The organism is Ruminococcus sp. NATIVEDY161 (assembly GCF_045819895.1).
Lineage (GTDB): Bacteria > Bacillota > Clostridia > Oscillospirales > Acutalibacteraceae > Ruminococcoides.
This window is the reverse complement of the sequence record NZ_CP162392.1, coordinates 2,198,523-2,221,798: the sequence shown is the minus strand read 5'-3', so window position 1 is coordinate 2,221,798 and position 23,276 is coordinate 2,198,523. Positions and strand designations below refer to the sequence as shown.

Annotated in this window: 22 protein-coding genes and 1 tRNA gene; 8 read left to right on the top strand and 15 right to left on the bottom strand. The window is 47.0% G+C overall.

Annotated elements, in window-relative coordinates; genetic code table 11:
* Positions 1-58: 58 nt before the first annotated feature.
* The 3 genes from AB1I50_RS10585 to AB1I50_RS10575 all read left to right on the top strand — a co-directional run bounded on the left by AB1I50_RS10585 (position 59) and on the right by AB1I50_RS10575 (position 5,309).
* Positions 59-1,273: an LCP family protein gene (locus AB1I50_RS10585; protein ID WP_407723976.1), complete on the top strand. Its 1,215-nt coding sequence runs from the start codon at positions 59-61 to the stop codon at positions 1,271-1,273.
* 21 nt (positions 1,274-1,294) lie between these two features.
* Positions 1,295-2,956, top strand: coding sequence for a dihydroxy-acid dehydratase (gene ilvD, locus AB1I50_RS10580; protein WP_407723975.1), 1,662 nt, complete (start codon positions 1,295-1,297; stop codon positions 2,954-2,956).
* Between the two features lie 277 nt (positions 2,957-3,233).
* Positions 3,234-5,309 carry an elongation factor G gene (locus tag AB1I50_RS10575; protein WP_407723974.1) on the top strand — a complete coding sequence of 692 codons (2,076 nt, stop codon included), beginning with the start codon at positions 3,234-3,236 and terminating at the stop codon, positions 5,307-5,309.
* A gap of 84 nt (positions 5,310-5,393) precedes the next feature.
* On the opposite strand, the gene AB1I50_RS10570 is transcribed toward AB1I50_RS10575, so the two are convergent.
* From AB1I50_RS10570 to AB1I50_RS10555, 4 genes are all read right to left on the bottom strand, one after another.
* Positions 5,394-6,254: a dockerin type I repeat-containing protein gene (locus tag AB1I50_RS10570; RefSeq protein ID WP_407723973.1), complete on the bottom strand. Its 861-nt coding sequence runs from the start codon at positions 6,252-6,254 to the stop codon at positions 5,394-5,396.
* 61 nt (positions 6,255-6,315) lie between these two features.
* Positions 6,316-7,344 carry a sugar-transfer associated ATP-grasp domain-containing protein gene (locus tag AB1I50_RS10565; RefSeq protein WP_407723972.1) on the bottom strand — a complete coding sequence of 343 codons (1,029 nt, stop codon included), beginning with the start codon at positions 7,342-7,344 and terminating at the stop codon, positions 6,316-6,318.
* Between the two features lie 22 nt (positions 7,345-7,366).
* Complete coding sequence (alr, locus tag AB1I50_RS10560; RefSeq protein ID WP_407723971.1) at positions 7,367-8,485, bottom strand: alanine racemase; 1,119 nt, start codon at positions 8,483-8,485, stop codon at positions 7,367-7,369.
* 200 nt (positions 8,486-8,685) lie between these two features.
* Complete coding sequence (locus AB1I50_RS10555) at positions 8,686-10,386, bottom strand: alpha-amylase family glycosyl hydrolase (RefSeq protein ID WP_407723970.1); 1,701 nt, start codon at positions 10,384-10,386, stop codon at positions 8,686-8,688.
* A 254-nt stretch (positions 10,387-10,640) separates the two neighbouring features.
* Between AB1I50_RS10555 and AB1I50_RS10550 the strand changes: the two genes are divergently transcribed.
* Positions 10,641-10,717: transfer RNA gene (locus AB1I50_RS10550), tRNA-Pro, on the top strand.
* 253 nt (positions 10,718-10,970) lie between these two features.
* Positions 10,971-11,318, top strand: coding sequence for a type II toxin-antitoxin system HicB family antitoxin (locus AB1I50_RS10545; protein WP_407725341.1), 348 nt, complete (start codon positions 10,971-10,973; stop codon positions 11,316-11,318).
* Between the two features lie 66 nt (positions 11,319-11,384).
* Here the strand turns inward: AB1I50_RS10545 and AB1I50_RS10540 are convergent, their stop codons facing one another.
* A complete protein-coding gene (locus tag AB1I50_RS10540) occupies positions 11,385-11,624 on the bottom strand; it encodes a helix-turn-helix domain-containing protein (RefSeq protein WP_407723969.1) in 240 nt (79 codons plus the stop codon).
* A 144-nt stretch (positions 11,625-11,768) separates the two neighbouring features.
* Between AB1I50_RS10540 and AB1I50_RS10535 the strand changes: the two genes are divergently transcribed.
* Positions 11,769-12,221: a hypothetical protein gene (locus AB1I50_RS10535; protein WP_407723968.1), complete on the top strand. Its 453-nt coding sequence runs from the start codon at positions 11,769-11,771 to the stop codon at positions 12,219-12,221.
* Here AB1I50_RS10535 and AB1I50_RS10530 read toward each other — a convergent pair.
* From AB1I50_RS10530 to AB1I50_RS10500, 7 genes are all read right to left on the bottom strand, one after another.
* Complete coding sequence (locus AB1I50_RS10530) at positions 12,184-13,383, bottom strand: hypothetical protein (RefSeq protein WP_407723967.1); 1,200 nt, start codon at positions 13,381-13,383, stop codon at positions 12,184-12,186. The genes AB1I50_RS10535 and AB1I50_RS10530 overlap by 38 nt on opposite strands.
* Positions 13,384-13,391: 8 nt before the next feature.
* A complete protein-coding gene (locus tag AB1I50_RS10525; RefSeq protein ID WP_407723966.1) occupies positions 13,392-14,738 on the bottom strand; it encodes a glutamate-cysteine ligase family protein in 1,347 nt (448 codons plus the stop codon).
* 11 nt (positions 14,739-14,749) lie between these two features.
* Positions 14,750-15,523 carry a class II glutamine amidotransferase gene (locus tag AB1I50_RS10520; protein WP_407723965.1) on the bottom strand — a complete coding sequence of 258 codons (774 nt, stop codon included), beginning with the start codon at positions 15,521-15,523 and terminating at the stop codon, positions 14,750-14,752.
* A gap of 393 nt (positions 15,524-15,916) precedes the next feature.
* Entirely contained in the window at positions 15,917-16,384 is a 468-nt protein-coding gene (locus tag AB1I50_RS10515; protein ID WP_407723964.1) for a hypothetical protein, read from the bottom strand.
* A 33-nt stretch (positions 16,385-16,417) separates the two neighbouring features.
* On the bottom strand, positions 16,418-17,146 hold the full coding sequence (locus AB1I50_RS10510) for an acetolactate decarboxylase (RefSeq protein WP_407723963.1): 729 nt from the start codon (positions 17,144-17,146) through the stop codon (positions 16,418-16,420).
* 19 nt (positions 17,147-17,165) lie between these two features.
* Entirely contained in the window at positions 17,166-18,026 is an 861-nt protein-coding gene (gene budA, locus AB1I50_RS10505) for an acetolactate decarboxylase (protein ID WP_407723962.1), read from the bottom strand.
* 38 nt (positions 18,027-18,064) lie between these two features.
* The gene (locus AB1I50_RS10500; protein ID WP_407723961.1) at positions 18,065-18,976 is read right to left on the bottom strand and encodes a DUF308 domain-containing protein; all 912 of its coding nucleotides are present in this window, start codon (positions 18,974-18,976) and stop codon (positions 18,065-18,067) included.
* A gap of 180 nt (positions 18,977-19,156) precedes the next feature.
* Between AB1I50_RS10500 and AB1I50_RS10495 the strand changes: the two genes are divergently transcribed.
* Entirely contained in the window at positions 19,157-19,681 is a 525-nt protein-coding gene (locus AB1I50_RS10495; RefSeq protein ID WP_407723960.1) for an S-ribosylhomocysteine lyase, read from the top strand.
* A gap of 56 nt (positions 19,682-19,737) precedes the next feature.
* Here the strand turns inward: AB1I50_RS10495 and AB1I50_RS10490 are convergent, their stop codons facing one another.
* Entirely contained in the window at positions 19,738-21,159 is a 1,422-nt protein-coding gene (locus tag AB1I50_RS10490) for an EAL domain-containing protein (RefSeq protein ID WP_407723959.1), read from the bottom strand.
* Between the two features lie 48 nt (positions 21,160-21,207).
* On the bottom strand, positions 21,208-21,447 hold the full coding sequence (locus AB1I50_RS10485; protein ID WP_407723958.1) for a hypothetical protein: 240 nt from the start codon (positions 21,445-21,447) through the stop codon (positions 21,208-21,210).
* Between the two features lie 81 nt (positions 21,448-21,528).
* Here AB1I50_RS10485 and AB1I50_RS10480 point away from each other — a divergent pair, with 81 nt between their 5' ends.
* On the top strand, positions 21,529-23,016 hold the full coding sequence (locus AB1I50_RS10480; RefSeq protein ID WP_407723075.1) for an IS5 family transposase: 1,488 nt from the start codon (positions 21,529-21,531) through the stop codon (positions 23,014-23,016).
* On the opposite strand, the gene AB1I50_RS10475 is transcribed toward AB1I50_RS10480, so the two are convergent.
* Positions 23,013-23,270 carry a hypothetical protein gene (locus AB1I50_RS10475; protein WP_407723957.1) on the bottom strand — a complete coding sequence of 86 codons (258 nt, stop codon included), beginning with the start codon at positions 23,268-23,270 and terminating at the stop codon, positions 23,013-23,015. The two genes, AB1I50_RS10480 and AB1I50_RS10475, sit on opposite strands and share 4 nt — an antisense overlap.
* Between the last annotated feature and the right edge of the window lie 6 nt (positions 23,271-23,276).

Genomic DNA, 23,276 nt, shown 5'->3' with positions numbered 1-23,276 from the left:
ATTAAATGATAAAATATTTATATGTAACACACACTTATTTGTTAAGAAGAAGGTTATTATGGAAAATGTCCCGGATAAAAACATCACCGATGAAGCTCAGGCAGAAGCCGGTGAACTTAATATAGTTGAAGCTAAAATCGGTGAGCACGTCAAAATGCGCCGTCGGCGTTCATCCGGCTCAGGCTCAAAACGGAAAAAGCACCGCCGTTCCTCATACAAAAAGAACGGCAAAAAGAAAATGAAGCTTTGGAAAAAGGCTTTGATTGCACTCGGCGCTGTAGTTTTGTCGCTTGCGCTTATTGTAACGGGAACTCTCCTGTACCTTCGCGGAACAGGCAGACAGCAGTTTAATGAGAGCTCGTACACCATTACCGCGCCCGAGAGCCCTGACGTGCGGATTAAGGACAACGGCAACACAATAGACTATAAGGGTAAAACCTACAAGTATAAAGACTACTGCACAAATATGCTCTTTATGGGTATAGATAAAAAGGAATATGAGGAAGAAAAAACCGAAATAGGCAATAAATACCAGTCTGATGTCATTATTGTAATTTCGGTAGACGCCAAAAACAACAAGGTAACGCTTGTCAATGTTCCGCGAGACATCATCACCGATGTTTCGGTATATTCAAAAACCGGCGGTTACACCGGAATTGAGAAGCTTCCGATTGCTTTGTCCTACGCATACGGCAGTACAGACAAAGAAAGCTGTCTGAATTGCCTTGATTCGGTTCGCAGAATTTTCTACAACATCCCGATTAAAGCGTTTTTCTCAATGGAAATCAGCGGAATTGCCGTTGTTAATGATGAAATCGGCGGAGTTGACGTTAAATCTCCCGAGGATGTATACAAAGGAGATAACAATCTTATTTTTGAAAAAGGTAAAAAGTATCACCTTGAAGGAACAGACGCGCGTGATTTTGTAATGAACCGTTCTCACGAAACGCCGAACGCGAACCTGCTCAGAAACGAACGCCAAAAGATTTATCTGACGGAATTTATGAAAAAAACAATTTCTCAGACTAAATCTGATTTTTCCACACCGGTAAGGCTTTACAACGCCGCTGAGGATTACTCCTGCACCAACATAACGCTAAACGGAGTGACCTTCCTCGCTACCGAGCTTCTCGGTAAAGGCGAAAATCTTAAAACAGATACAAAAACCATTCCCGTTGATGTAAAGGCAAACGGCAGCTATGCCGAAAACTACATTCGTGACGGTGAGTTTTATGAGATGTTTTTAAATGTTTTTTATGACGAAGTAAAATAATAATTGAAAGGATTGATTATAATGATTAGTGACGCAGTAAGGAAGGGCACACAATGCGCCCCTCAGCGTTCCCTTTTGCACGCGCTGGGTATGACGGACGAGGAGCTGGGCAAGCCGCTTATCGGTATTGTAAGCTCTTATAACGAGATTGTACCCGGTCATATGAACATAGACAAAATCGTTAACGCCGTTAAGACAGGCGTTGCAATGGCAGGCGGCAACCCCGTTGTATTCCCTGCTATCGCCGTTTGCGACGGTATCGCCATGGGACATCAGGGTATGAAGTACTCGCTCGTTACTCGCGACCTTATCGCGGATTCTACCGAGTGTATGGCTCTTGCGCACGCCTTTGACGCGCTTGTTATGGTTCCCAACTGTGACAAGAACGTTCCCGGACTTCTTATGGCGGCGGCAAGGCTTAATATTCCCTGTATCTTTGTCAGCGGCGGCCCAATGCTTGCAGGCAGAGTGGGCGGTCAAAAGACCAGCCTGAGCAGTATGTTTGAGGCTGTAGGCTCTTACAACTCCGGCAAAATCACCTTTGACGAGCTTATGGAGTACGAAAACAAGGTTTGCCCGACCTGCGGCTCATGCTCGGGTATGTACACCGCAAACTCGATGAACTGCCTTACCGAGGTTCTCGGTATGGGACTTCGCGGCAACGGCACAATCCCTGCTGTTTATTCCGAGCGTATTCAGCTTGCTAAGCGCGCAGGTATGAAGATTATGGAGCTGCTTGAAAAGGATATCAAGCCGCGCGACATTATGACAGAGGACGCTTTCCGCAACGCACTTACAATGGATATGGCTCTCGGCTGCAGCACAAACTCAATGCTCCACCTCCCTGCCATCGCTCACGAGTGCGGAATCGACCTCAACCTTGACATCGCAAACGAAATCAGCGCGCATACACCCAACCTCTGCCACCTTGCTCCGGCAGGCAGAACATATATGGAGGACCTCAACGAGGCAGGCGGCATTTACGCCGTTATGAACGAGATCAACAAGCTCGGTCTGCTCAAAACCGACCTTATCACCTGCACCGGCAAGACCGTTGCGGAGAATATTGAGGGCGTTGTAAACCGCAATCCCGAGATTATCAGAACCGTTGACAATCCCTACAGCCCCACAGGCGGCATCGCCGTGCTCAGGGGCAACCTCGCTCCCGACAGCTGTGTTGTTAAGCGCTCGGCTGTCGCTCCCGAAATGCTCAGGCATTCGGGCCCTGCAAGGGTTTATGACTGTGAGGAGGACGCTATGGCGGCAATCAACGGCGGTCTTATCAACGAGGGCGATGTTGTTGTTATCCGTTACGAAGGCCCCAAGGGAGGTCCGGGTATGAGAGAAATGCTCAACCCCACCTCTGCGATTATGGGCAGCGGTCTCGGCAGCAGCGTTGCGCTGATTACCGACGGACGTTTCTCGGGCGCTACAAGAGGCGCTTCTATCGGCCACGTATCTCCCGAGGCGGCTGTAGGCGGCCCGATTGCGCTGATTGAGGAAGGCGACATCATCGAGATTGATATTCCTGCCAACACAATCAACGTTAAGCTCAGCGACGAGGAGCTTGCCGCGCGTAAGGCAAAATGGCAGCCCAGAGAGCCTAAGATTACCACAGGCTACCTCGCGCGTTATCAAAAGCTCGTTTCGTCAGGCGCACAGGGCGCGGTACTTTCTAAGTAAGTAAAACGCTTTAAGGTGATAATGCACAAAAACCAATGATAAAATTTGTGCATTATAAGCCGATAATTTCGCAAATAAAGCAAATTGCACAATTCACCCTTGTCCATATTGGGCAAAGGGTGAATTTTTTTATTTTGCGTTTAAATTGTTGTTAATTCTGTACAAATATGATATAATTATTAAGTGTTATTGCACACTTATGCTGAATATTTTTGAAATTAACAATATGGCTGCCCCCTTACTTTCGGGGAATGCCAAACGAAGGGAGTTTATTCTTTTGAAACAGTACGACGCAAAAAAAATTCTTAACATCGCGCTCGCAGGTCACAGCGGCTGCGGAAAAACCTCCGTTGCCGAGTCAATTCTGTATCTTGCGAAGGCGACCGACAGACTCGGAAAGGTTTCCGACGGCAACACAACGCTCGACTTTGACGCCGAGGAAGTAAAGCGCCACGCTTCTATTATGACTGCCGTTGCTCCTATAGAGTGGAAGAACACCAAAATCAACCTCATCGACACCCCCGGTCTGTTTGACTTTGCAGGCGGAGTTGCAGAGGGTATGCGCGCAGCCGACACGGCGTTAATCGTTGTATCGGGCAAGGACGGCGTAAATGTCGGCACCGAAAAGGCTGTTGAAGCCGCTACAAAAGCAGGTCTTACAAAGGTGTTCTTTGTTAACGGTCTTTGCGACGAGGACGCGCGTTTCTACCGCGTATTTGAAAGCCTGAAATCAACCTTCGGCGCGGCTGTATGCCCCGTTGTTGTTCCTTACATTGTTGACGGCAAGGCCAATGTTTACGTTAATCTGTTTGACTTTAAGGCATATGAATACGATGAAAAGGGCAACGTTAAGCAGACTGCCCTTCCCGATATGGGCGACAGACTTGAGGGCTTAAGAGAGGCTATCAAGGAAGCCGTTGCCGAAACAAGCGAGGAGCTGCTCGACAAGTTCATTATGGGCGAGGAATTCACCCCCGAGGAGATTATTCTCGGCGTTAGCCAGGGCGTTAAGGACGGCTCGATCTGCCCCGTGTTCTGCGGCGACGCTCACAACACCTTTGCTATCGACCAGCTTCTTAACAGCCTTACATGGCTTGCTCCTTCGGCGGCTGACAAGGGCGACGAAATCGGCGTTGACGTAAACGGCGAGCCCGTTGAAATTGCGGTTAACGAAAACGGCGCGGCTGCGGCTATCGTATTCAAGACCGTTGCAGACCCGTTTATCGGCAGACTTTCGTTTATCAAGGTTGTATCGGGCAAGATTTCTCCCGACACCCAGATTATCAATATGCGCACCGGCGCTCCCGAGCGTATCGCAAAGGTTCTCACCATGACCGGTAAAAAGCAGGCTGACTCAAGCTACATCGGCGCAGGCGACATCGGCGCAATTCCGAAGCTTTCTTCAACCAAGACCGGCGACACACTCTGCTCACCGCTCAGAAAGGTTGTTCTCGACGGAATTGATTATCCCGTATCTTCCTACACAATGGCGATTTACCCTGCAAAGAAGGGCGACGAGGACAAGGTTGCCCAGGCAGTTCAGAAGCTTTGCGACGAGGATCCGACAATCAAGTTTGAGCAGAACCACGAGACTCACGAAATGCTCGTTTCAGGTCTCGGAGAACAGCATCTTGACGTTGTTATCTCGCGCTTAAAGAGCAAGTACAACGTAACCGCTTCGCTCCAGAAGCCCAAGATTGCTTACCGCGAGACTATCCGCAAGAAGGTTTCCGCTCAGGGACGTTATAAAAAGCAGTCGGGCGGTCACGGACAGTTCGGTGACGTTTGGATTGAGTTTGAGCCGTACGATACCGATTCGCTCGAATTTGCAGAGCGTGTTGTAGGCGGCGCTGTTCCCAAGAACTTCTTCCCTGCTGTTGAAAAAGGTCTGCGCGACTCAATCAAGAAGGGCGTGCTCGCAGGTTATCCCACAGTCGGAATTAAGGCTACGCTTTACGACGGCTCATACCACCCTGTAGACTCTTCGGAAATGTCGTTTAAGACAGCCGCAAGCCTTGCTTACAAGAACGGTATTCCCAACGCTATGCCCACACTGCTCGAGCCTATCGGCAGCCTTAAGGCGTATGTGCCTGACAACAACATGGGCGACGTTATGGGCGAGGTTAACAAGAGACGCGGCCGCGTGCTCGGAATGGCTCCTGCGGAGAACGGCACTCAGGTTGTAGAGGCTGAGGTTCCGATGTCCGAGATGAGCGACTTTGCGACCTTTATCCGCCAGATCACTCAGGGACGCGGCTCATACGAGTTCACCTTTGCACGTTACGAGGATTGTCCCTCTAACGTTGCTCAGAAGGTAATCGAAGCAGCCAAGGCAGAGATGGAAGAGGATTAACAAATAATTAAATAAATATAAAAAACAGCGCGTCTGATTTATTGTCAGATGCGCTGTTATAATATAGTTTTGAGCAAGCTTAAATTATTTTACAAGATATTTCTGTATACATGTCGCGTCGAGGATATCGAGAGTACTGTCGTTGTTGACCTCTCCGCGTCGCTTCGCAGCCTTATCAAACTTGGTTTTTCCGACCACCGCTTTTTGTATCTCGATCGCGTCGTAAATATCAACCGACCAGTCAGCATTGACATCGCCCTTTGTGAGCTCTTTGATCATCCTGTGATTGACTCCGCCGCCACCGCCGACGGTGCTTCCGATTTTATACCGAAAATCGGTGGAAAAATAAGTTTGCACTCCGATCTCCTTGCTTACGTGAATTTCGACCTCGCCCTTGCTGTTCGGGACCGCGCAGGTAAACGCGCCGCCGCTCTCAAAACAAAGCGCGGAGGTGAACTGGTCGCCGTTACTAAGCGCAGCCTCCTCCTCAAAGGTATATTTGTGAGTACCGTAAGGCTCCATTACCGAGTCTGTATACGAACCGTCTGAATTAAAGTAGGAGGAATAATCCGACAGCTTTATTCTGATAACCTCGTAATTGCCCTTAACATTTTCGTATTCAAATCCGGTTCCTCCGCCGTAACCGCCTGACGAACCAAGTGAAACGCCGAGATACGGCTTATATTCTAACGTCGGGATGATCTGAACCTCCTGCGGGCTGTTGACGCAATCCTTGAAATTAACCTTTTTATTTCCCAGCGTATCGTTCGACAGGATTATAAACGAATTCGCCGTCTCGGAAACTCCGTAGGTATAGAATTTTAAGGTATCCGATCTGTTGATTTTTTCATTGGAAACCTTCGTGTAGGAAAGAGCGGACGCGGGCACCACGCTCAATACCGCAACGAGGCAGCACGCCGCAATTGAAATAATTTTTTTGCACATAAACAGAACTCCTTTTTAAATCATTTTTACGCAACGATTATACAGTATTAAACTCTAAACTCTATTTTATCTTCCCCTCAAAAAACTCGGGAACGTATTTTTTGATCTTCGGAAGCATTCCGATTCCGTCGGGGGTATGCGGCGGAAGCTGCCAGAAATCGTGAGCGCAGTAGGTGTTGCCCTCGATGATAGCAGGACCGTTGGGAGTTGTGGCAACGTCCCAGCCCACATAGCGGATTTGCGGAGTGATTGTCGCCGCCTTAAGCACCATCTGCACGGCCTCTTTGACGAACGGAATTGTGTAGCCCTGGAGCTTAACGTGCGTGTCGGGGTGTTCGGTGTAGATAATACCCTTAAGCGTATCGCCCGAATGTGCAGGGTACATAATCTTGCCGGTCTCGGGGTCAACAGGGGCGAACAGGCAGTTGTTGTCAATGATACTGCCGCCGAGTCCCATCTTCTGCACGATATAGAGCACGTGGGGCACGCCGTCCTTGTCGAGCACGGTAATAATTCTCATACTGTTAACCGCGTTGGGGTACAGCTTTGAGAGCGCTTCGTGCTGCTGAATATTGTCCTCGAGCGTGCAAAAGCCCTTGTCGGTAAGATATTTGTATAGCTCGTCGAAGCTCTTGTAATCGCTTGTTTTAATTCGCTCGCAGCCGTGACCGCACTCCAAATCCTGCATTTTGCAGAAGATGTACTCGCGGCTTGAACAAAACTTCTCAACCTCTTCCCTGCTTGCCTCTTGGAGCTGAACAAACTCACGGCCGATGTAGTCCTTGTAGAGCTTGTTGAACTCGTCCTTGTTCTCGAGGAAATGGGCGTAGTCGTAGTCGTTCATAAAGGTGTTGAACTTTTTGCTGATAAGGCGCGTTACGTAGGTTGCGCGCTGCTCCTTGTTCAGGTTATAAAAAGCGAAAATCTGATAATCGTAGTAGCCTGCGCCGTACTTTTTCGCGCAGTAGAGCATATCGAAAAATGTGGCTATTCTGCTCTTTCCGGAGCGCTCGTGAACCGTCTTTACCGCCTCAAACATCTTGCCGAGGCTCGCGTGAGCCAAAATCTTAAAAATATATCCCTTTGCCATATCCTATCTCCTCATTACTCCGTTAATTTTCATAAATGCGCGGTACACGTTTTGATACCGAGCACACAATCTCGTCAACATTGCAGTCGAGCAAGTCCGCCATCCACAGCACGCTGAGCTTGTCGTCAATCAGGCTGACGGTGTCGCCGCGCTTAACCTCGGGAATGTCGGTTACATCAACCATAAACTGGTCCATACAAACCCTGCCGATAATCGGCGCTTCATAGCCGTTTATGCGAACCTTGCCTTTGTTCGAGAGCTTTCGGCTGTAGCCGTCGGCAAAGCCCACGGGAATGGTAGCGATTTTTGTATCGCGCGGACATACAAACGTTCCGCCGTAGCCAACCTCGGTGCCCTTGGGGACTTCCTTGACCATAACGACGTAGGTGTACCAGCTCATAACCTGCTCGAACTCCATCAGGTTCCAGTCCTCCTCGTCAATCGGGCAAAGACCGAAAAGCACGTCGCCTGCGCGAACCGCGTCAAGCTGGGTTTCAGGTCTTAACAAAATTGCAGGGCTGTTCGCAACGTGCTTGCAGGGGATTTTTATTCCCTCGTCCTCGAGCTTGTCAATAAAGCTGAGATACCGCTCAAACTGCGCCTTTGCGGACTGTCCGTCGCTTTCGTCGGCGCGTGAAAAGTGGGTAAACGCGCCTGTGATTTTTATATTCGAAAGGTTGTTAATGCGCTTGATTGTCCTCAGCGACTCCTCGTTGTCGGCAAATCCGATACGGCTCATACCCGTGTCAATCTTGATGTGGACGGGCACGGTGTTGCCGCTCCACTTTGCGAGGGTGTTCAGCTTGTCCGCCGTGTCCTCGGAAAAGATTGCAGGCGTGAGGTTGAACTTGATGATGTTTTCAAGCTGACCGTCGCAGGTGTCACCGAGCAAAAGGATAGGCTCGGTACAGCCTGCTTCTCTGAGCGAAGCGCCTTCCTCCCACACCGCGACGGCGTAGCGCTCTATGCCGCACTTTTTGAGCGTGGGGTATATTCCCTTTTCTCCGTGGCCGTAACCGTCGCCCTTTAGAACCGCCATAATCTCGACCTCTCTGCCGAGCCTTTTGCGAATTCCGAGCACGTTTTTTTCAAGCGCTCTTAGGCTGACTACCGCCTCTGTTCTCTGCGCGAGCTTTCTCATAGCTTCGCCTCCTTTTGGAGTATAAATCATTCTGATTAATTTTAACACAAATAAATGAGTATTACAATATTAATATCTACCGAATAAACGGCGCTAAACCGCGCTATTATGGCAATTTTTCAAAAAAGTGCCGACAGTAGCTTTATGTGTAGCAAAACAGCCCGGGATAGCCCGGGCTGAAAATAATACCTGTTTTTCTGTTAAACGTACGTGCCGCAGTACTCTATTCCCGTCGTGAATTCGCCTGCGTAGCGCTGAACCGCCGTTGCGTCGTAAACCGAAACCAAGCCGTCGCGGCTTGCGTCAGCCGCTGTGAACCGGTCGCCTGTCAGAGTAATGAGCTCGCTTGCGTGGCGCTGAATCAGGGTCGCGTCATAAACCGAGATAATGCCGTCACCGTTAACGTCACCGATAAGCACCTTGCTAACCGGAGCGGTTGAGGGCGCTTCGGTTGTGGGAGCTTCGGTGGGCTTAACAGGGTTCTGAGTGGTGTTATAAACAACCGCTACGCCCGTTGAGCCGACTGTACCGGTGATTTTGCCGTTTGAAACGGTGAAGGTTCCGCCGCCTACCTGATCCTTGTAGGTTCCGTCCTCCATCATCTTTGCGGTCAGCGAAACCGAGCCACCGCCTGCAGGACGTGAGATTACAACGCCTGTTGTGCCTCTCTCGTTATAAGCGCAGCCGTTTTCCGCGGATACCGACTCGCCCAGGCCGTCAAAGAAGTTCTTGAACTTGTTGACCTCGGTAACAGCCTTTGATTTCCAAGTTGTATCGGAGCTTGCGGCGCCCATTGTGGAGTTAGGTCTTGCAAAGAACAGCGAGGTCGCGTCCGCTCTGGAGCCGACAATCGCCCAGCCCTTGATAATCGAGGCGTTGCCTACGTTCTTGGTCTCGTTGCCCATATATGTATCGTGCGACTCGCACCAAAGCACGCTCTTGTCGGCAGTTGCGTCCTTGTAGTAATGGTCGTCCGCCATTCTGGTAACGTTATTTTTGTTCGCGGCGTACATTACCTGCTCACCCGACCAGTGGTCGGTAACGCTCATATACTCGGTATAGTTTTCAATATCAGTGCCCTGATAGTTGAGTATTTCGCCGTAATAATAGAGGTCGGTTCTGCTGCCCTTTGAGCCGTTGATAACCGTCGGCCAAAAGTTGCTCGCACCCTTGGGATCGGTCGGAAGCTCAATGTGCTTTGCCGCGTCGAAGCGGAAGCCGTCAACGCCGATGTTGATACAGTCAATGCAGAGCTGCTTTACACGGTTCTGAATGTAGGTGTTGCCGGTGTTGAGGTCGGGGTTGCCGATTGAACCGTGGGTCATTTTGTAGCGGTCGTTATCGTCGTCGGTTTTGAGGTTATCGAGGTGCCAGTAGTTTGAGTTGCTCCTGATAGTCGAATTGACCTGAGAGTTAACGTTGTCCATACCGTTGCGGTCTAAGCTGTTATCCGCCATATGGTTTGCTACGATGTCAACGATTACTTTTATGCTGTACTTGTCCGCCTCGGTGCAAAGCGACTGAAGCTGCGCCTTTGTACCGAGCCACGAGTTGCCGTTGGCTATGGAAATATCGACAGGCTGGTAAAGCTTCCACCACTGACCGTCGGTATCTGTCCAGCCTGAGTTATAATCCTTCGGCGGCTGAACAGGCGAGGTCTGAACCGCGGTATAGCCTGCGTTTTTGATAGCGCTGAGGTTCGACTTGATGTTGTTGTAAGACCAGTTAAAGCAGTGTAAAACCGCCGCGCCCTGAATTTTGCTCTGAGCCGCCTGGCTGCCTGCCGCTTCGACAGGCTCGCTGTCAGCGTCGTTCGCCGCGTTAACGGCAAAGCTGCCCACCGCAAACGAGGATATCAGCAAACAGATTACAAGCGCAAAGCTGATAATTTTCTTGTTCATATTTCTCACGCCTAAATATTGTCGGGCGATTTCGCGCAAAAAGCCGAAACTTCCCATTTTCATATTTATCATACCAAATAGGCAAATTTTTATCAATTTGCGTAATGCACAATAAAATACTTTGTTTTTGTAAATTCTGCTAATTGACAGATTTTCAATAAAGTATATATAAGTTAATTCTGTTATTTGTGTAGGATTTTTTAATTTTACTATTGACAAACGGCAGATATTTTGATAGAATAATAATGTTGCAACGGGATGTAGCGCAGTTTGGTAGCGCACACGTCTGGGGGGCGTGGAGTCGCAAGTTCAAGTCTTGTCATCCCGACCACAGGAGACGGTTTTTTGACCGTCTCTTTTCTTTTGCCATTTTATGCGAAAATGTTCAGAAACGGCTTAAACACTGAGGTTTTGAGCACTGCCACAATCAAGTTGGGAAAACTTGAAGAAAAGAAACTAACACGTCATAAACAGTCACATAAACAGTCATTTAAACTGTCAGCTATTATAGACCGTAAAATCACAAGAAATCCTGAATACTTTTCAATAATTTGAGGTTGTAAACTATGTCGAAAAATGATATTTTGAAAAAAGCAGAAAAATATATGAAAACAAAATACAGATTTGAATTGACAGAAGATGAAGCCGAAGGCGGATATGTTATCTCCTATCCCGATTTGATCGGCTGTATGTCGTCAGGTGAAACGATCGAAGAAGCTGTCAAAAACGGCGAGGATGCAAGATGTGAGTGGATCATCGCTACACTTGAAAGCGGAATTGAAATTCCAAAACCGTTTGATGCAGAGGAATACTCCGGTCAGTTCAGACTGAGAATGCCCAAATCCCTTCATAAGCTCCTTGCCGAGCGTTCCAAGCAGGAAGGAATCAGCATGAATCAGTATTGTATATATCTGCTTTCGCATTACAGCTAATACAATTACAAAAAACTCTATAATATTTCAGCTCAGATATGAAGAAAATCATACCTGAGCTGTTTTTCATTCCTCAAAAGAATAATTGTTCAGTTCCTCAAAATCCAAAAATTCTGCGAGAGTCATGCCAAATGCCAAAGCAATTTTATGAAGATTTACTGTGCCTGGATTCTTAGTACGTCCGTTGACGATATTATCAATTGATGATTGACGCAAGCCAGCCATATCCGCAAGCTTATTGATAGACAATCCCCTCTGCTTACATAGCTGATGGATTCTTTTAGCATATAACTCTGAATACTCCATAATTATCTCCCATATTATCTTTACCTATATTCGGTTAAATAAATGATAATATGAGATTTCGATTGATTACCTATACATAGGTTGACAGCAAAAATTTTGTTAATTATAATTAACTATATATAGGTAGTCGCGAGAGGGTTAATTATGTTTGCTTGTACATTTTTCGGTCACGGAGATTCACCGGATAGTCTTTTTCCTATTCTTAAAGAAAAAATCTTAAATCTGCTAATTCATCATCAGGTAACAGTTTTTTATGTTAGGACACATGGAAACTTTGATACTATGGCATACCGCGCAACTAAAGAATTGCAAGTTGAATACCCTGTAATCCGTGTTTATCGTGTTTTGGCGTACATGCCAAATGAAGAAATAGCAGACAGTATTTTGCCAGAAGGTATTGAGTTGGTGTATCCAAAATATGCAATTTCATGGAGAAACAAGTGGATGCTTGACCACGCCGACTATGTTATTGCTTACACTACTCATAACTATGGCGGTGCTGCCAAATATGTGAAGCAAGCAAATCGGAAGTGTAAAACAGTAATAATATTTTCTGCCTTTATCTTGAAAAACAATATTTTTGCGCTATCGCGCTGACCTTTTCCGCATAGCGCTCACCTTTTTCTGTCAGCTTATTTATTTGAAAATCTATTGCTTCTGTCTCGCCGTAAAACTTCTTTATATCTCCGAGGACGCGCAAGCCAGCTTTTCTAAGCGGCTCATTTCCGTTTATCAGCGTGCTGTCAATGTCGTACAGCGCGCCTTTTTTAAGATTTTCAACTGCTCGGATTTGGTCTTTATACGACAGACTGTCCTCATAATTTGAGAAAATCCACAAAATCAGCAATTCCAAAAATTCCAAATCACGGACATCCAAGCCTGACGGTGCAAAAGGGTTAATATCTATATTGCGCAGCTCGATATGATTAACGCCGTTTTGCACGAGATTGTTCAGACGGTTTGCACCCTTTGGCTTAAGGCGAACGGGATAATACAGCTCGCCCACGCCTGCCAGCGTACCGCTGTTAAGATACCTCTGAATACTTCCTGCGTATGACGTGATATTGTCATAGAACAGGATTGGCGTAAAGGTATTCCAGTAGCCTTTTTCTCCGCAGCGAAGGGAAGCGTACTTTGTGAGCACGGCTTCACCTGCTCTGTCTTTGCCGAAATATGAACCGTCGCAGACAGGAGAGGATGAGAGCAGCAGATTAATCAGCCAGCCGTATTCAAGCAACCCCTGCGCCAAACGCAGATATGCTTGATTTTTAAAGGCTGTAAAATCGCTGCGCGATGAGTGATAAAAGCTGTATTTCAGCATTTCTTCCGACAGGGAGTAATTAAAATGAATACCCGACAGCGCCATTTTGTACTTGCCGTACTTTTCGGCGAGATACAGGCGATAATTATGCTTGCCCTGCATATCGCCCTCGTAAACGGCTACAGGAATATCGTCTGCGCTTTTAATCATCGGCGGATTTGAATACAGCCAGAGCCTTTCTCCGCGGTTATTTATTTCATCGGACAAGCGCTTTGAATGTTGCAAAAGCTCGTCAATAGCTCCCTGTGCGCTGTCATGAACGCCTGTGTTGATTTCCGCCTGATTTTCGCAAAAATCCTTAACGATGTGCAAATCGTCGGGAAATGGATGCGGCGTTTGCGCCATGCCGCCCGCGGCGTTCACGCGCAGGGTTTCGCGTTCCAAGCCGAATGTTCCGCCCAAAAGGCTGATGTTTTTTGTATTGAATATCTTTGACATCATTTCACCTACAGTTTTGCGTATTCTCTGACGGCTTTATTTACATCGTTTTGCCGCAACAGACAGACCGACGGCGAGGTCAACGTCCTTGCACGGTCATATAGCGGCGAAAGATAAATTTCCTCGGAATAGCCGCGTTCCTTCAGCCCTTCGGCGCAAAGCTGTAATACATCGCTTAACAGAGCTTTCAATTCATCCGCATTTACAAAAGAAAGAAAATCCGCACGGTTCATTTTTTGTCGGAGCTGTGCGGGTTTTTCATTTGCCTGATATAAAAATGAGTTTTTTATTAAATTGGTCAATTTTTTCGTTTGGTTCATCAAACCGAGATGAAACGCCGCTACGGTCATCGCTTCACCAAGCGGCTGAGTACACGCGGAACGGAATTCAAGCGTTCCCCTTGCCGTGAGGTCAATTTGCTTATATGTTCTCAGATACGCTATGTCTCCGGCACTCGGCGTTAAGGAGCAGGTGTGATAATCTCCGTCGTAGTACTCGCCCTCGACGGTGTCGCGTTTCAGGTATTCGTCGAAGGGTATCGGATAGAAGAACAGATATTTTCCGTCACGCTCGGCGCAGAAGATACTCGCCTTGCTCAAATAATCCGTTATCTCACCGGTAGATTTCGGGAGCGACTCAAAAAAGCCGACGTTTCCGGGATTAATTCCGTGAGGGCTCTGCTCCCAAAAATAATCCCTTACGCAAAGCAGTTCGGGCTTATCGGGGAAAAATGAATTTGCGAACAGCACAGTCTTAAGCGGTTCGACGAGGGAAAACGCTTCAATAGTCTCGCAAAGGTTTTCCTCGGTGACGTCAAGCTGAACCTGAGACGCGCTCGAAAATGTTCCGTAGCCGTAAAACGGATGAAACTGCCCTTTCCAAACTTTGCACTTTTTCAGATAGCCTTCAAGCATACGGTAGCGCGGCGACGGAACAAAATTGAAGTCGTTGATTTTATAATTCGGGTTAATTCCCATTCCGGTCAGCGTGTGTTGATACCTGTTCAGTTCTCCGTTGATAAAGCGCACATAATCGCGGAAACGCGCCTGCGCCTCATGAAGCGTGCGCACACGTCCGAGGGAAATCTCAAAGTTATTATATGAGCAGTCGAACGAGAAAACATCGCCGGTATCGCCGCATACCGCTTCGTGACAAATTCCGTCATCATCAAATTTATTGGGAGTAAAGCCGAAATGCTCAATTGCTTTTTTGACGGCTGTTATGCTGACGGTTTTATCGGTTTTTTCACCGCTGAGGTTTACGACGGGCATCTCTATTTCAATTCCGATGTAGTTTGCACGCGGCTTTTGAAGCGGTGCGATAAAACGGTCGTATATCAAATTTTGAGCGTTCATTTTTCTTCTCCTTACAGACCTGAATATGCCATATAGAGCGGATTATATGTTGACGGGTCAAAGAAATATTCGTTGTTGTGATTTGTTCCTGTGTATACGCGCGTACCGTTTTTATAACCGAGCAAGGTTGTGAACGGCACGTTTTTCCACGCTTCTTCCGACAGCGGGCGCGTTGAAAATGTCACGCCGCTTTCGCCGCGCCGATAGTAAAGCGAATTGCGGAAATTTGTGTGGACGTATAGTGTCTCGCCGTCATAAATCAGTAAATTAAGCTTATTTTTCGGTGAACTGCCGCGGACAATCTCATCCAAAATATCAAAACGCTCCTCGGCGCTTGGAAAACGCCTTAACTGCTCGATTGCCTCATTGATACGGTCGATGATATAGAGCAGTATCCGTTCGCTGTCGGTCTCCCCTTTTTGCAGAAAAATGTATTTATTGAGCTTATCACTTTCAAAAACAGTTCCGTTGTGTATCAGCGTCCACGTTCTGCCGCTGTTGTCCGAAGCCGTAAAGGGATGGCAGTTATCCTGCTCAACATTTCCGATTGTCGCCAAGCGGATATGCGCCAGCGCGTTTTTTGCAATAATCGGAATGTTGAGCTTTTCACCAAGCAACGCGCTATTATCCGCGCGGCAGGCTTCCTTAGACAATTCGATTTTATGTTCATCGAACAGCGCAAGTCCCCAGCCGTTCGGATGTTCGTCTGAATGGGAGTAAAACTCGCGCAAATCATTATTCAGTTCTTTTTTCCGGTTGCCCGAAAAGCCGTAAATTTCGCACATAATAAAACTCCGCAATCGTTAATTCTTGATTATATACTATTCCTATCTAATTAGTGGGTTAATTATATCCCGAATATCGTATTTTGTCAAGTGATTTGTAAAAAAGAACTCGGATGAAGCGTTTTGAAAGCAGTATATTTGGGGTTCATCTGTGATTAAAATTCAGGCAATACCGCATAATTCAGGTGTGCGGATTGCGCAGCAAGATTTTTCGTCAGGTTGTACAAATAAATCAAGGTAAGGCTGACGCCTTGCCGAGATTTTTTGGGCAAGCTGACGGAATAATATTCAAGCAAGCCGTGCGCCTTGAATTGTGCGGTGTTGCCTTCAGATTTTTAATATAAAAACGCAGCCCGTTACGGACTGCGTTTTCTGTTTATTTATTTGACGGATTTACACAAGCGTTTTTGCAAAATCCGTACTCTCTTTTAAATAGTCATTGTCTTTTGTTCTTACCGAAAACTGCCCCGACGATTGCCTGCCGAGCAAACTGTCCATCGCTTTTATCTTTCTCATATAATCGTTGCCGCCCATTTGAGTAACCACATAGTACACGTCCTTTGGCAGCTTGTCGCGGTACTTTTTGATAAATGCTCTGCCAATCGCGCAGGGACCTTCAACCCAGACAGGCATACCGATAATCACACGGTCATAAGCCTTTAGGTTGATATCTCCCTTTATGGTTAATTTCGGAATGGTACGGTATACGGACACAAAGCAAGCTCCGATATACCCGAAAATACCGCCTCTCCCCTTGCCGTCGGTGTACTCCGCAAGGTCGGCGCCTGTGATAAGGGCGATATTCTCCATAACCTCTTTAGTCTTGTTGGTTCTTGTGTAGTATAAGCAAAGCGTTTTCATAAGAAACTCCCTGAATAATTTATGTATTAAAACTCAGCCGTTGCCCTGCTCAACTTCCTCAATCTCGTCCTGCGAGGCTTCCTTGAGCGAGTAGGTGTCGAACGCCGCTTCTCTGGGAAGCTGTATTTCTATTCTGTCCATTTTCTGTACGATACATTCACCCGAGCTAAGCGTTGCCTTAAAAACATGTCCGCCGAGCGTTCTGTCCTCCGACAGAAAGTGCATATGCCAGCCTGCGGCGTTAATGCCGTCCATATAATCGGGGTAATAAACACAAACAAGCGTTCCGCGAATATTTTCAAAGCTAAAATCCTTCTGTGTTTTTGAGAGAATGTCCTTAAGCGAAACGTGCTGTGAGCGGTAAGGTGCGCCTGCGCGCGCGTGAATAACGTTGAACAATCCGTCAATGCGCGCGATGTGAATGCTGTTCAAGCCGAAATCTTCCTCGATTTTTATGGTCAGCTCTGTTTTAATGGCGTCAATATCCTTCATTTCGCCCATCTCAAATTTTCTGCCGTCCTTGACAAAGCCCGAAACCGCGAACGGTACGCCTGCGTCGTCTGCCGTGCGGACAATGCTGCCGTCCTGCTTAGCCTGATAACACACGCCGTCTAAAACTATCATTTCGCCGTCAACGTGTTCAAAGGTTCCCAGTCCGGTATCGCCGTGCTCGAGCAACTCGTGAACCTTGACAACAGGTCTTGTATAGCCAAGCGCTAACGCCTGTAATGTTGAAACCTGGTAAATTTTACTTGATTTCATTTTTGTTTTCCCCCTGAAATTATTCCTCGTTTGTCTCTACCTTTTTAATGGCGTCGCTTACATCCTTTGACAGCTCCATTTTCTGGAACTCCGAGTTGTCCGACAGGTACATATCGAAGTCCTGAGTTGCGTCGAACTCCGCCTGAGCTGAATCAAAGGCTAAATCCAAAATATGGCCGCCCTTTGTTTTGTCATCCGAGATAAAGTGGAAATGCCAGCCCGGGGTATTCAGTCCGCCCATATAGTCGGGGCAGTAGAGCGCTACGACTGTTCCGGCGATATTATCGTAATTAAACTCCCTTTGGTCGGTGGCAAGCGCCTTGTCAAGGCTCTTGTAGGGCTTTTCCTGCTTGAGCTCGCTGCGCACGTTCATCTTTTTGAATGTGCCGTTGATTTTTACAAAATAAAACAGATTTCTGCCGTTTTCGTTTACGGTCTTTGTCAGCGACTCCTTTAAGGCGTTGATGTCGTTTGTCTGAGAAAGAGTTGCGGAAAGATCCTTGTCAAAGTAGGTTACGTTAGAAAACGGAACGGTTTCGTTATCATCGGCTTCTTTAACGGTTCCGTCACCGAGAGCCTGATAAACCTTGCCGTCGAGCACAATCATTTCGCCGTTAACGCCCTCAAAGGTGCCGATACCCGTGTCGCCGTGCTGTTTAAGCTCGCTTACCTTAATAATGCCGTCGTAATAGCCCTGAGTAAGCGACTGGAGCAAGGCAACCTGATAAATGGTCTCGCGGTTATTTTCGGCTTCCTTGGCGGTTTCAACCGCTTTGCTGCTCTCGGCTTCCTTTTTGCTTTCGGGTTGCTGTTGGGCTGAGCATGCCGCAAAAGGCACTATCATAGCCGCCGATAAAAGAACTGCTGCAATTTTTTTCATATTAAACACATTCCTCTCTCTGTAAAATTATTTATAATTTATTCTTCTGTTTTTTTCACTTCTTCGGTTTTTTCTGTTTTTTCGGTTTTTTCCGCATCTTCCGTTTTTTCTGTTTCTTCCGGCATTTCCGCTTCTTCCGGCTTTTGATGTTTAATCTCGTTAACGGTGTTCTTGACAGTCGAAATAAGCTCGTGGTTGCGAATCATAATAAACAAATCCGAAAGCGCCTTGACTACCAGCACTATGCCGCAAAGCATCATTGTGAAGTCAGCCGAGTCGTTCGACAAAATTATAAACACCACGCCGATTACCACAGAAAGCAAATTTAAGAAAAAGGATGCCCATTGACCTTTCATTGGGATTCCGCTTCTTTTTGCTACGATTATGCCCCACACTCCGCTGGCACCGTCGAAAATTAACATCGCACCGAAAATTATGTGAACCAGGCTTATCGCATCATCTGGCCAGGCGAACAGCACAACCGTGCAGGCTAATAGGATAATGTAAAAGACTATCATTACAAACTTGCTTGCCTGCGTCTGTTTATTGTGTCTTTCGTTCAGCTTTTGAATACGCTGATCCCACTTGGATTTGGTATTTAAGCCGGACATTCCTTTTTCAAACTTTTCATTTTGAGACAGCACCTCGTTTATTTTCATCATGGGGTTGCCATCGCCCTTAAATGTGTCCCTTACCATATCGCTCGCGAATTTTTTGCCTTCTCCAACCTTGTCATTGCTGCCCGTCAGAATAAATACAATCGAAAGCAGCGCGTAAAGGGCAATAAACAACGAGAGCATTGTAACTGTTCCGCGCAAGCCGCCGCGCGGGTCGATAATATGCAGCGTGCCCGTAAACAAAAAGATTATAATGCTGACGAGCTTGCAATTCATCAAAACACCGAACGCGCCGATCCCGCGGTTAACAAGTCCGCTTAATTTCCACTTCATATTACCACCTCAAATTTTGACTGATTTTCCTTATATTAAGAATATCATAAAAATTTAAATAAGTCTACAAAAATTTCATTAAATTTGTATATTCTAAAACAATTTTCCTTGATACTTTTGACAGTTTATGTTACACTTTATTTGTAAATAAAATGATTAATCTGAGAAGGAGATATGAATATGGAACTTATACAGAGCTTTTCCGTAGACCACACCAAAATTGTCCCCGGAATTTTCACCAGCCGCGTCGACGTGTTAGGTGATAAAACCGTTACAACCTATGATATCAGGCTCAAAAAGCCGAACAGAGAGCCCGTGATTGATGTTGCAGCTATGCACTCGCTCGAGCACATTATCGCGACCTTCCTGCGCAACGACGCCGAGTGGAAGGATGAGATTATCTACTGGGGACCGATGGGCTGTCTTACGGGATTTTATCTGATTTTAAAGGGCAGCCGCACTCCGAAAGAAATTTACAACCTACTGTTAAGCGCATTCAGGTCAGTTGCAAATGCTGATGAAGTTCCCGGCGCAACCGCGGTAAACTGCGGTGCGTACCTTATGCACAACCTCGATATGGCAAAGTGGTACGCCGCTGAGTTTGCGGAGTATCTTGAAAAGAACGCCGACAACCCGAAAACCTTTGAATATCCCAAGGCGGAGAGACTTGTAACGGACGACGGCAAGCATTTTTACGACTCGTAAAGCGTTAATTTATAAAACACAACGGCAACCCAAAACGGGCTGCCGTTATTTTTTGCTTATTCAAATGTAATATTTCGCTCAACGGACGGCTCATCGGCAGGGTTTGTTCTCGCGAGCAAATAGCCCTGAATGTAATCGCAACCGGCGTTTACGGAAGCTGTAAGCTCCTCCTCGGTCTCTACGCCTTCACACAGCGCCTTAATGCCGAGGAAATGAGACAGATTGATAATGCCGAGCAACAGCTTTTTGCCTTTTTCCCTATGCGAGCCGATAATCAGCTCACGGTCGATTTTGATAATGTCAATCGGATAATCGTCCAAATCCTTGACCGAGGAATATCCGCAGCCGAAGTCGTCAAGCGCAATCTGACAGCCCATCTGCTTACAGATTTCAATGTTGCCGCTAACGAGCTTTTTGCTCTCGGCAAAAGCATCCTCGGTAATCTCAATTACCAACTTGCCGATATCAAAATCATACCTGCTTATTATCTCCTTGAACCTCTCGGCAAAGTTTTCGTTAGAGAGCGTAATTCTCGTCATATTACATGACAGCCAAACGTTTTTCTTATCGGTTTGCTTCCAACTTTCAAGTGTGCGGCAACACTCACCGAGAATGTAAAAGTCGAGCTCGTCAATCATTTCGGCGGTTTCGAGCATTTGGATATAGTCGGCAGGGGCAATAACACCTTCGTCGGGGCTGTCCCAGCGCGACAACGCCTCTGCGCCGCACGCCTTTTGACCTTTGCCGTCAAAAATATACTGCACATACAGGCGGAATTCCTTGTTGTCGAGCGCGTCGCGCAGCTTGCTCTTAAGGCTCTTTACGTACTCCTCGCGCCCAAGCAGCTTTGAATCGGAGAACACAAACGGAGCGTTCATCTCACGCGCGTGATAAAAGCCGTGACGGGCGTTAAACAACGCCTTTTCGCACGGAATATTCGGCGCGTTAAGGTGGAATACGCCGGCCTGAAAATGGATGTGATATTTAAGCATTACGTCACTGTTGAACTGGTTGAGCTTTGAGAGCAGGTGCTCGATATACTCTCTCGCCTGCTGCTCAACCGGCGCTTCAAAAGCAAGCGCAAAACGGCCGTCCGAAACACGTGCGCAAAAGCCCGTCTCGCCTGCATGCGCGGCAAGCTCAGAGGCTGCGAACGTCTGGATTTCCTCGGACACGGTGCTGTCGGCGTACTGAAGAATTCGCTGAATATCAATTCCGATGTAGGCTATGTAATATAGAGGACTCGACGCCGGAGAGATAAAGTTGTTATACCAGTGCTCAAAGTACAGGCTGTTGCCGATGCCCGTTACAGCGTCGGTCATGCGGTCTGCCTTCGCCTCTTTATCCTTTTTACGGCGAATGAAAATGAGCAGTGCCAAGACTATGCACAGCACAGCAAGTCCCGCGATTACGAATATCATCCAGAACGGAAAATCGTTGGGCGATTCGGTTACCGCCGTCTCAACAGACAGGCGCAAAATCTGCTCGGACGAGGTGGATTTAAGCGCTGTAGTAACGGTATTTTTTTAGCTGTCGGGCGCGATTGACGTAAAGCCTACGCACAGCTCAATTTGCTCATCGCCCTTTTTGTAGGTGAGGATGTGCACCTCGTCGGACAAATAGTCAACGTCGCCCTTTGCGTGAGCTGAGACTATCTCAACCTGGTCGTTTTTGGCAAGGCGGTACTGGTCGTTTACAATTCCCGAATCTATATAGTCACTGCCTTCAAAACAAGCAATCAGTAAAATTCTCGATAAACAGTGCATTTTTCATCGAAATGTGCTATAATAAGTGCAAGAAAATAATCAAGAGCAATAAAAAAGCTTGCACTTAAGTTAGAGGACAGTATGTATAAGTTCCATAGAAATCAACAAATGAGTTTTACAGATTTCAATCAGCCCGCAGGGATGCAGATGGATCCTGAGAACCGCTGGGTAAAGAAGGCTGCGAGTATACCGTGGTACGACATCGAGATAAAATATGCCGCGCTGTTTCCGAGCGAGACCGGTATGCCGGCAAAACCTTTACAAACAGCTCTCGGGTCGCTGATGATCCAGAAGAAATATGATTATTCCGACCGTGAGCTTGTCGAGCAAATCAAGGAGAATGCCTACTACCAATACTTTATCGGACTTCCGGGATATTCTTATGAAGCGCCTTTTGCGCCGTCACTTTTGGTAGAGTTTCGCAAACGTCTGACAGATGACATCCTTGAAGACATCAACGAAATGATGATCCAATTCAATCTGCCTGAAAACAATGAAGACGATGATTCGGATAACAACAGTCACTCCGATGGCGGCGAGGATGCTGAAAGCAAAGAGAATGAGAAATCCGAAGCAGACAACAAAGGCACATTGATTCTTGACGCTACCTGTGCTCCTCAGAACATCTCTTACCCGCAGGACATCAATCTGCTGAACGAGGCAAGAGAAAATCTTGAATCCATCATAGACGATATCTGCTATACCTACAATTTTTACAAGCCAAGGATGTATCGCAAAAACGCGAGAAAAGATTATCTGAATTTGGCGAAATGCAAAAAGCGTACCAAGAAAAAGATCCGCAAGGCGATCAAGCAGCAGCTTCAGTATATTCGTCGAGACCTCGGCTATATCGATATGTTTGTATTAGCCAACGGAGTAGTTCTTACCGAAAAGCAAGCCAAGCGGTTAACGGTCATCAAAGAGCTGTATGAACAGCAAAAGTACATGTATGACAACAATGTTCACAGCGTCAAAGACCGCATCGTCAGTATTTCTCAGCCGTATATCCGACCCATCGTGCGCGGCAAAGCAAAAGCTCCGGTAGAATTCGGTGCAAAGCTGGATATGAGCATTGATGAAAACGGATTCGCACGGTTAGAGAGATTATCCTTTGACGCTTACAATGAAGCGGATGTGCTCATCTCGGCAATAGAGAGATACCGCAAGCGAACCGGACGCTATCCCGAAAGGGTGCTGGTCGATCAGATATACCGCAATCGGAACAACAGAGCTTTCTGCAAGAGCAAGGGTATCCGTATATCCGGTCCGGCTTTGGGGCGTCCAAAAAAAGAACCGACGCCGGAGGAACGCAAAACTGCATACAGTGATAACACGGATCGTATCGAAGTCGAGCGAGGCTTCAGCCTCGCAAAGAGATGCTGCGGCTTGGGACTCATCAGAACGAAGCTCGATACAACGACCCGTTGTTCCATTGCGCTTTCCCTACTGGTATTGAACCTCGAAAAATTAGCAAGAGGTTCTTTGCGCCGATTTTTGGGATTCCTGTACGACGTAATATCAATGCTGCTGAAGCTGAAAAATAACCTCATATCCGTTTCGTGCGGTTAATGAGCAGAGACTATATAAGAGAAGTCAATACCGCTGTCGTCCGAAATTTTCTTGTACAGCTCGGGTAGAATACCCTTGTACTCCTTATCCTGAGTATCGTAGTACTCAATCGGGTACATATCGGGATCTCCTGCAATATAAATCGTATTGCCGTTTGTCGGTTTTTCGACCGTATAAACCGCCGCGTGAGCGGTTAATGATGTGAATATCAACAGCACCGCGGCTGTAATAATCGCTGTTATTTTAAGTTTCATAGGCGT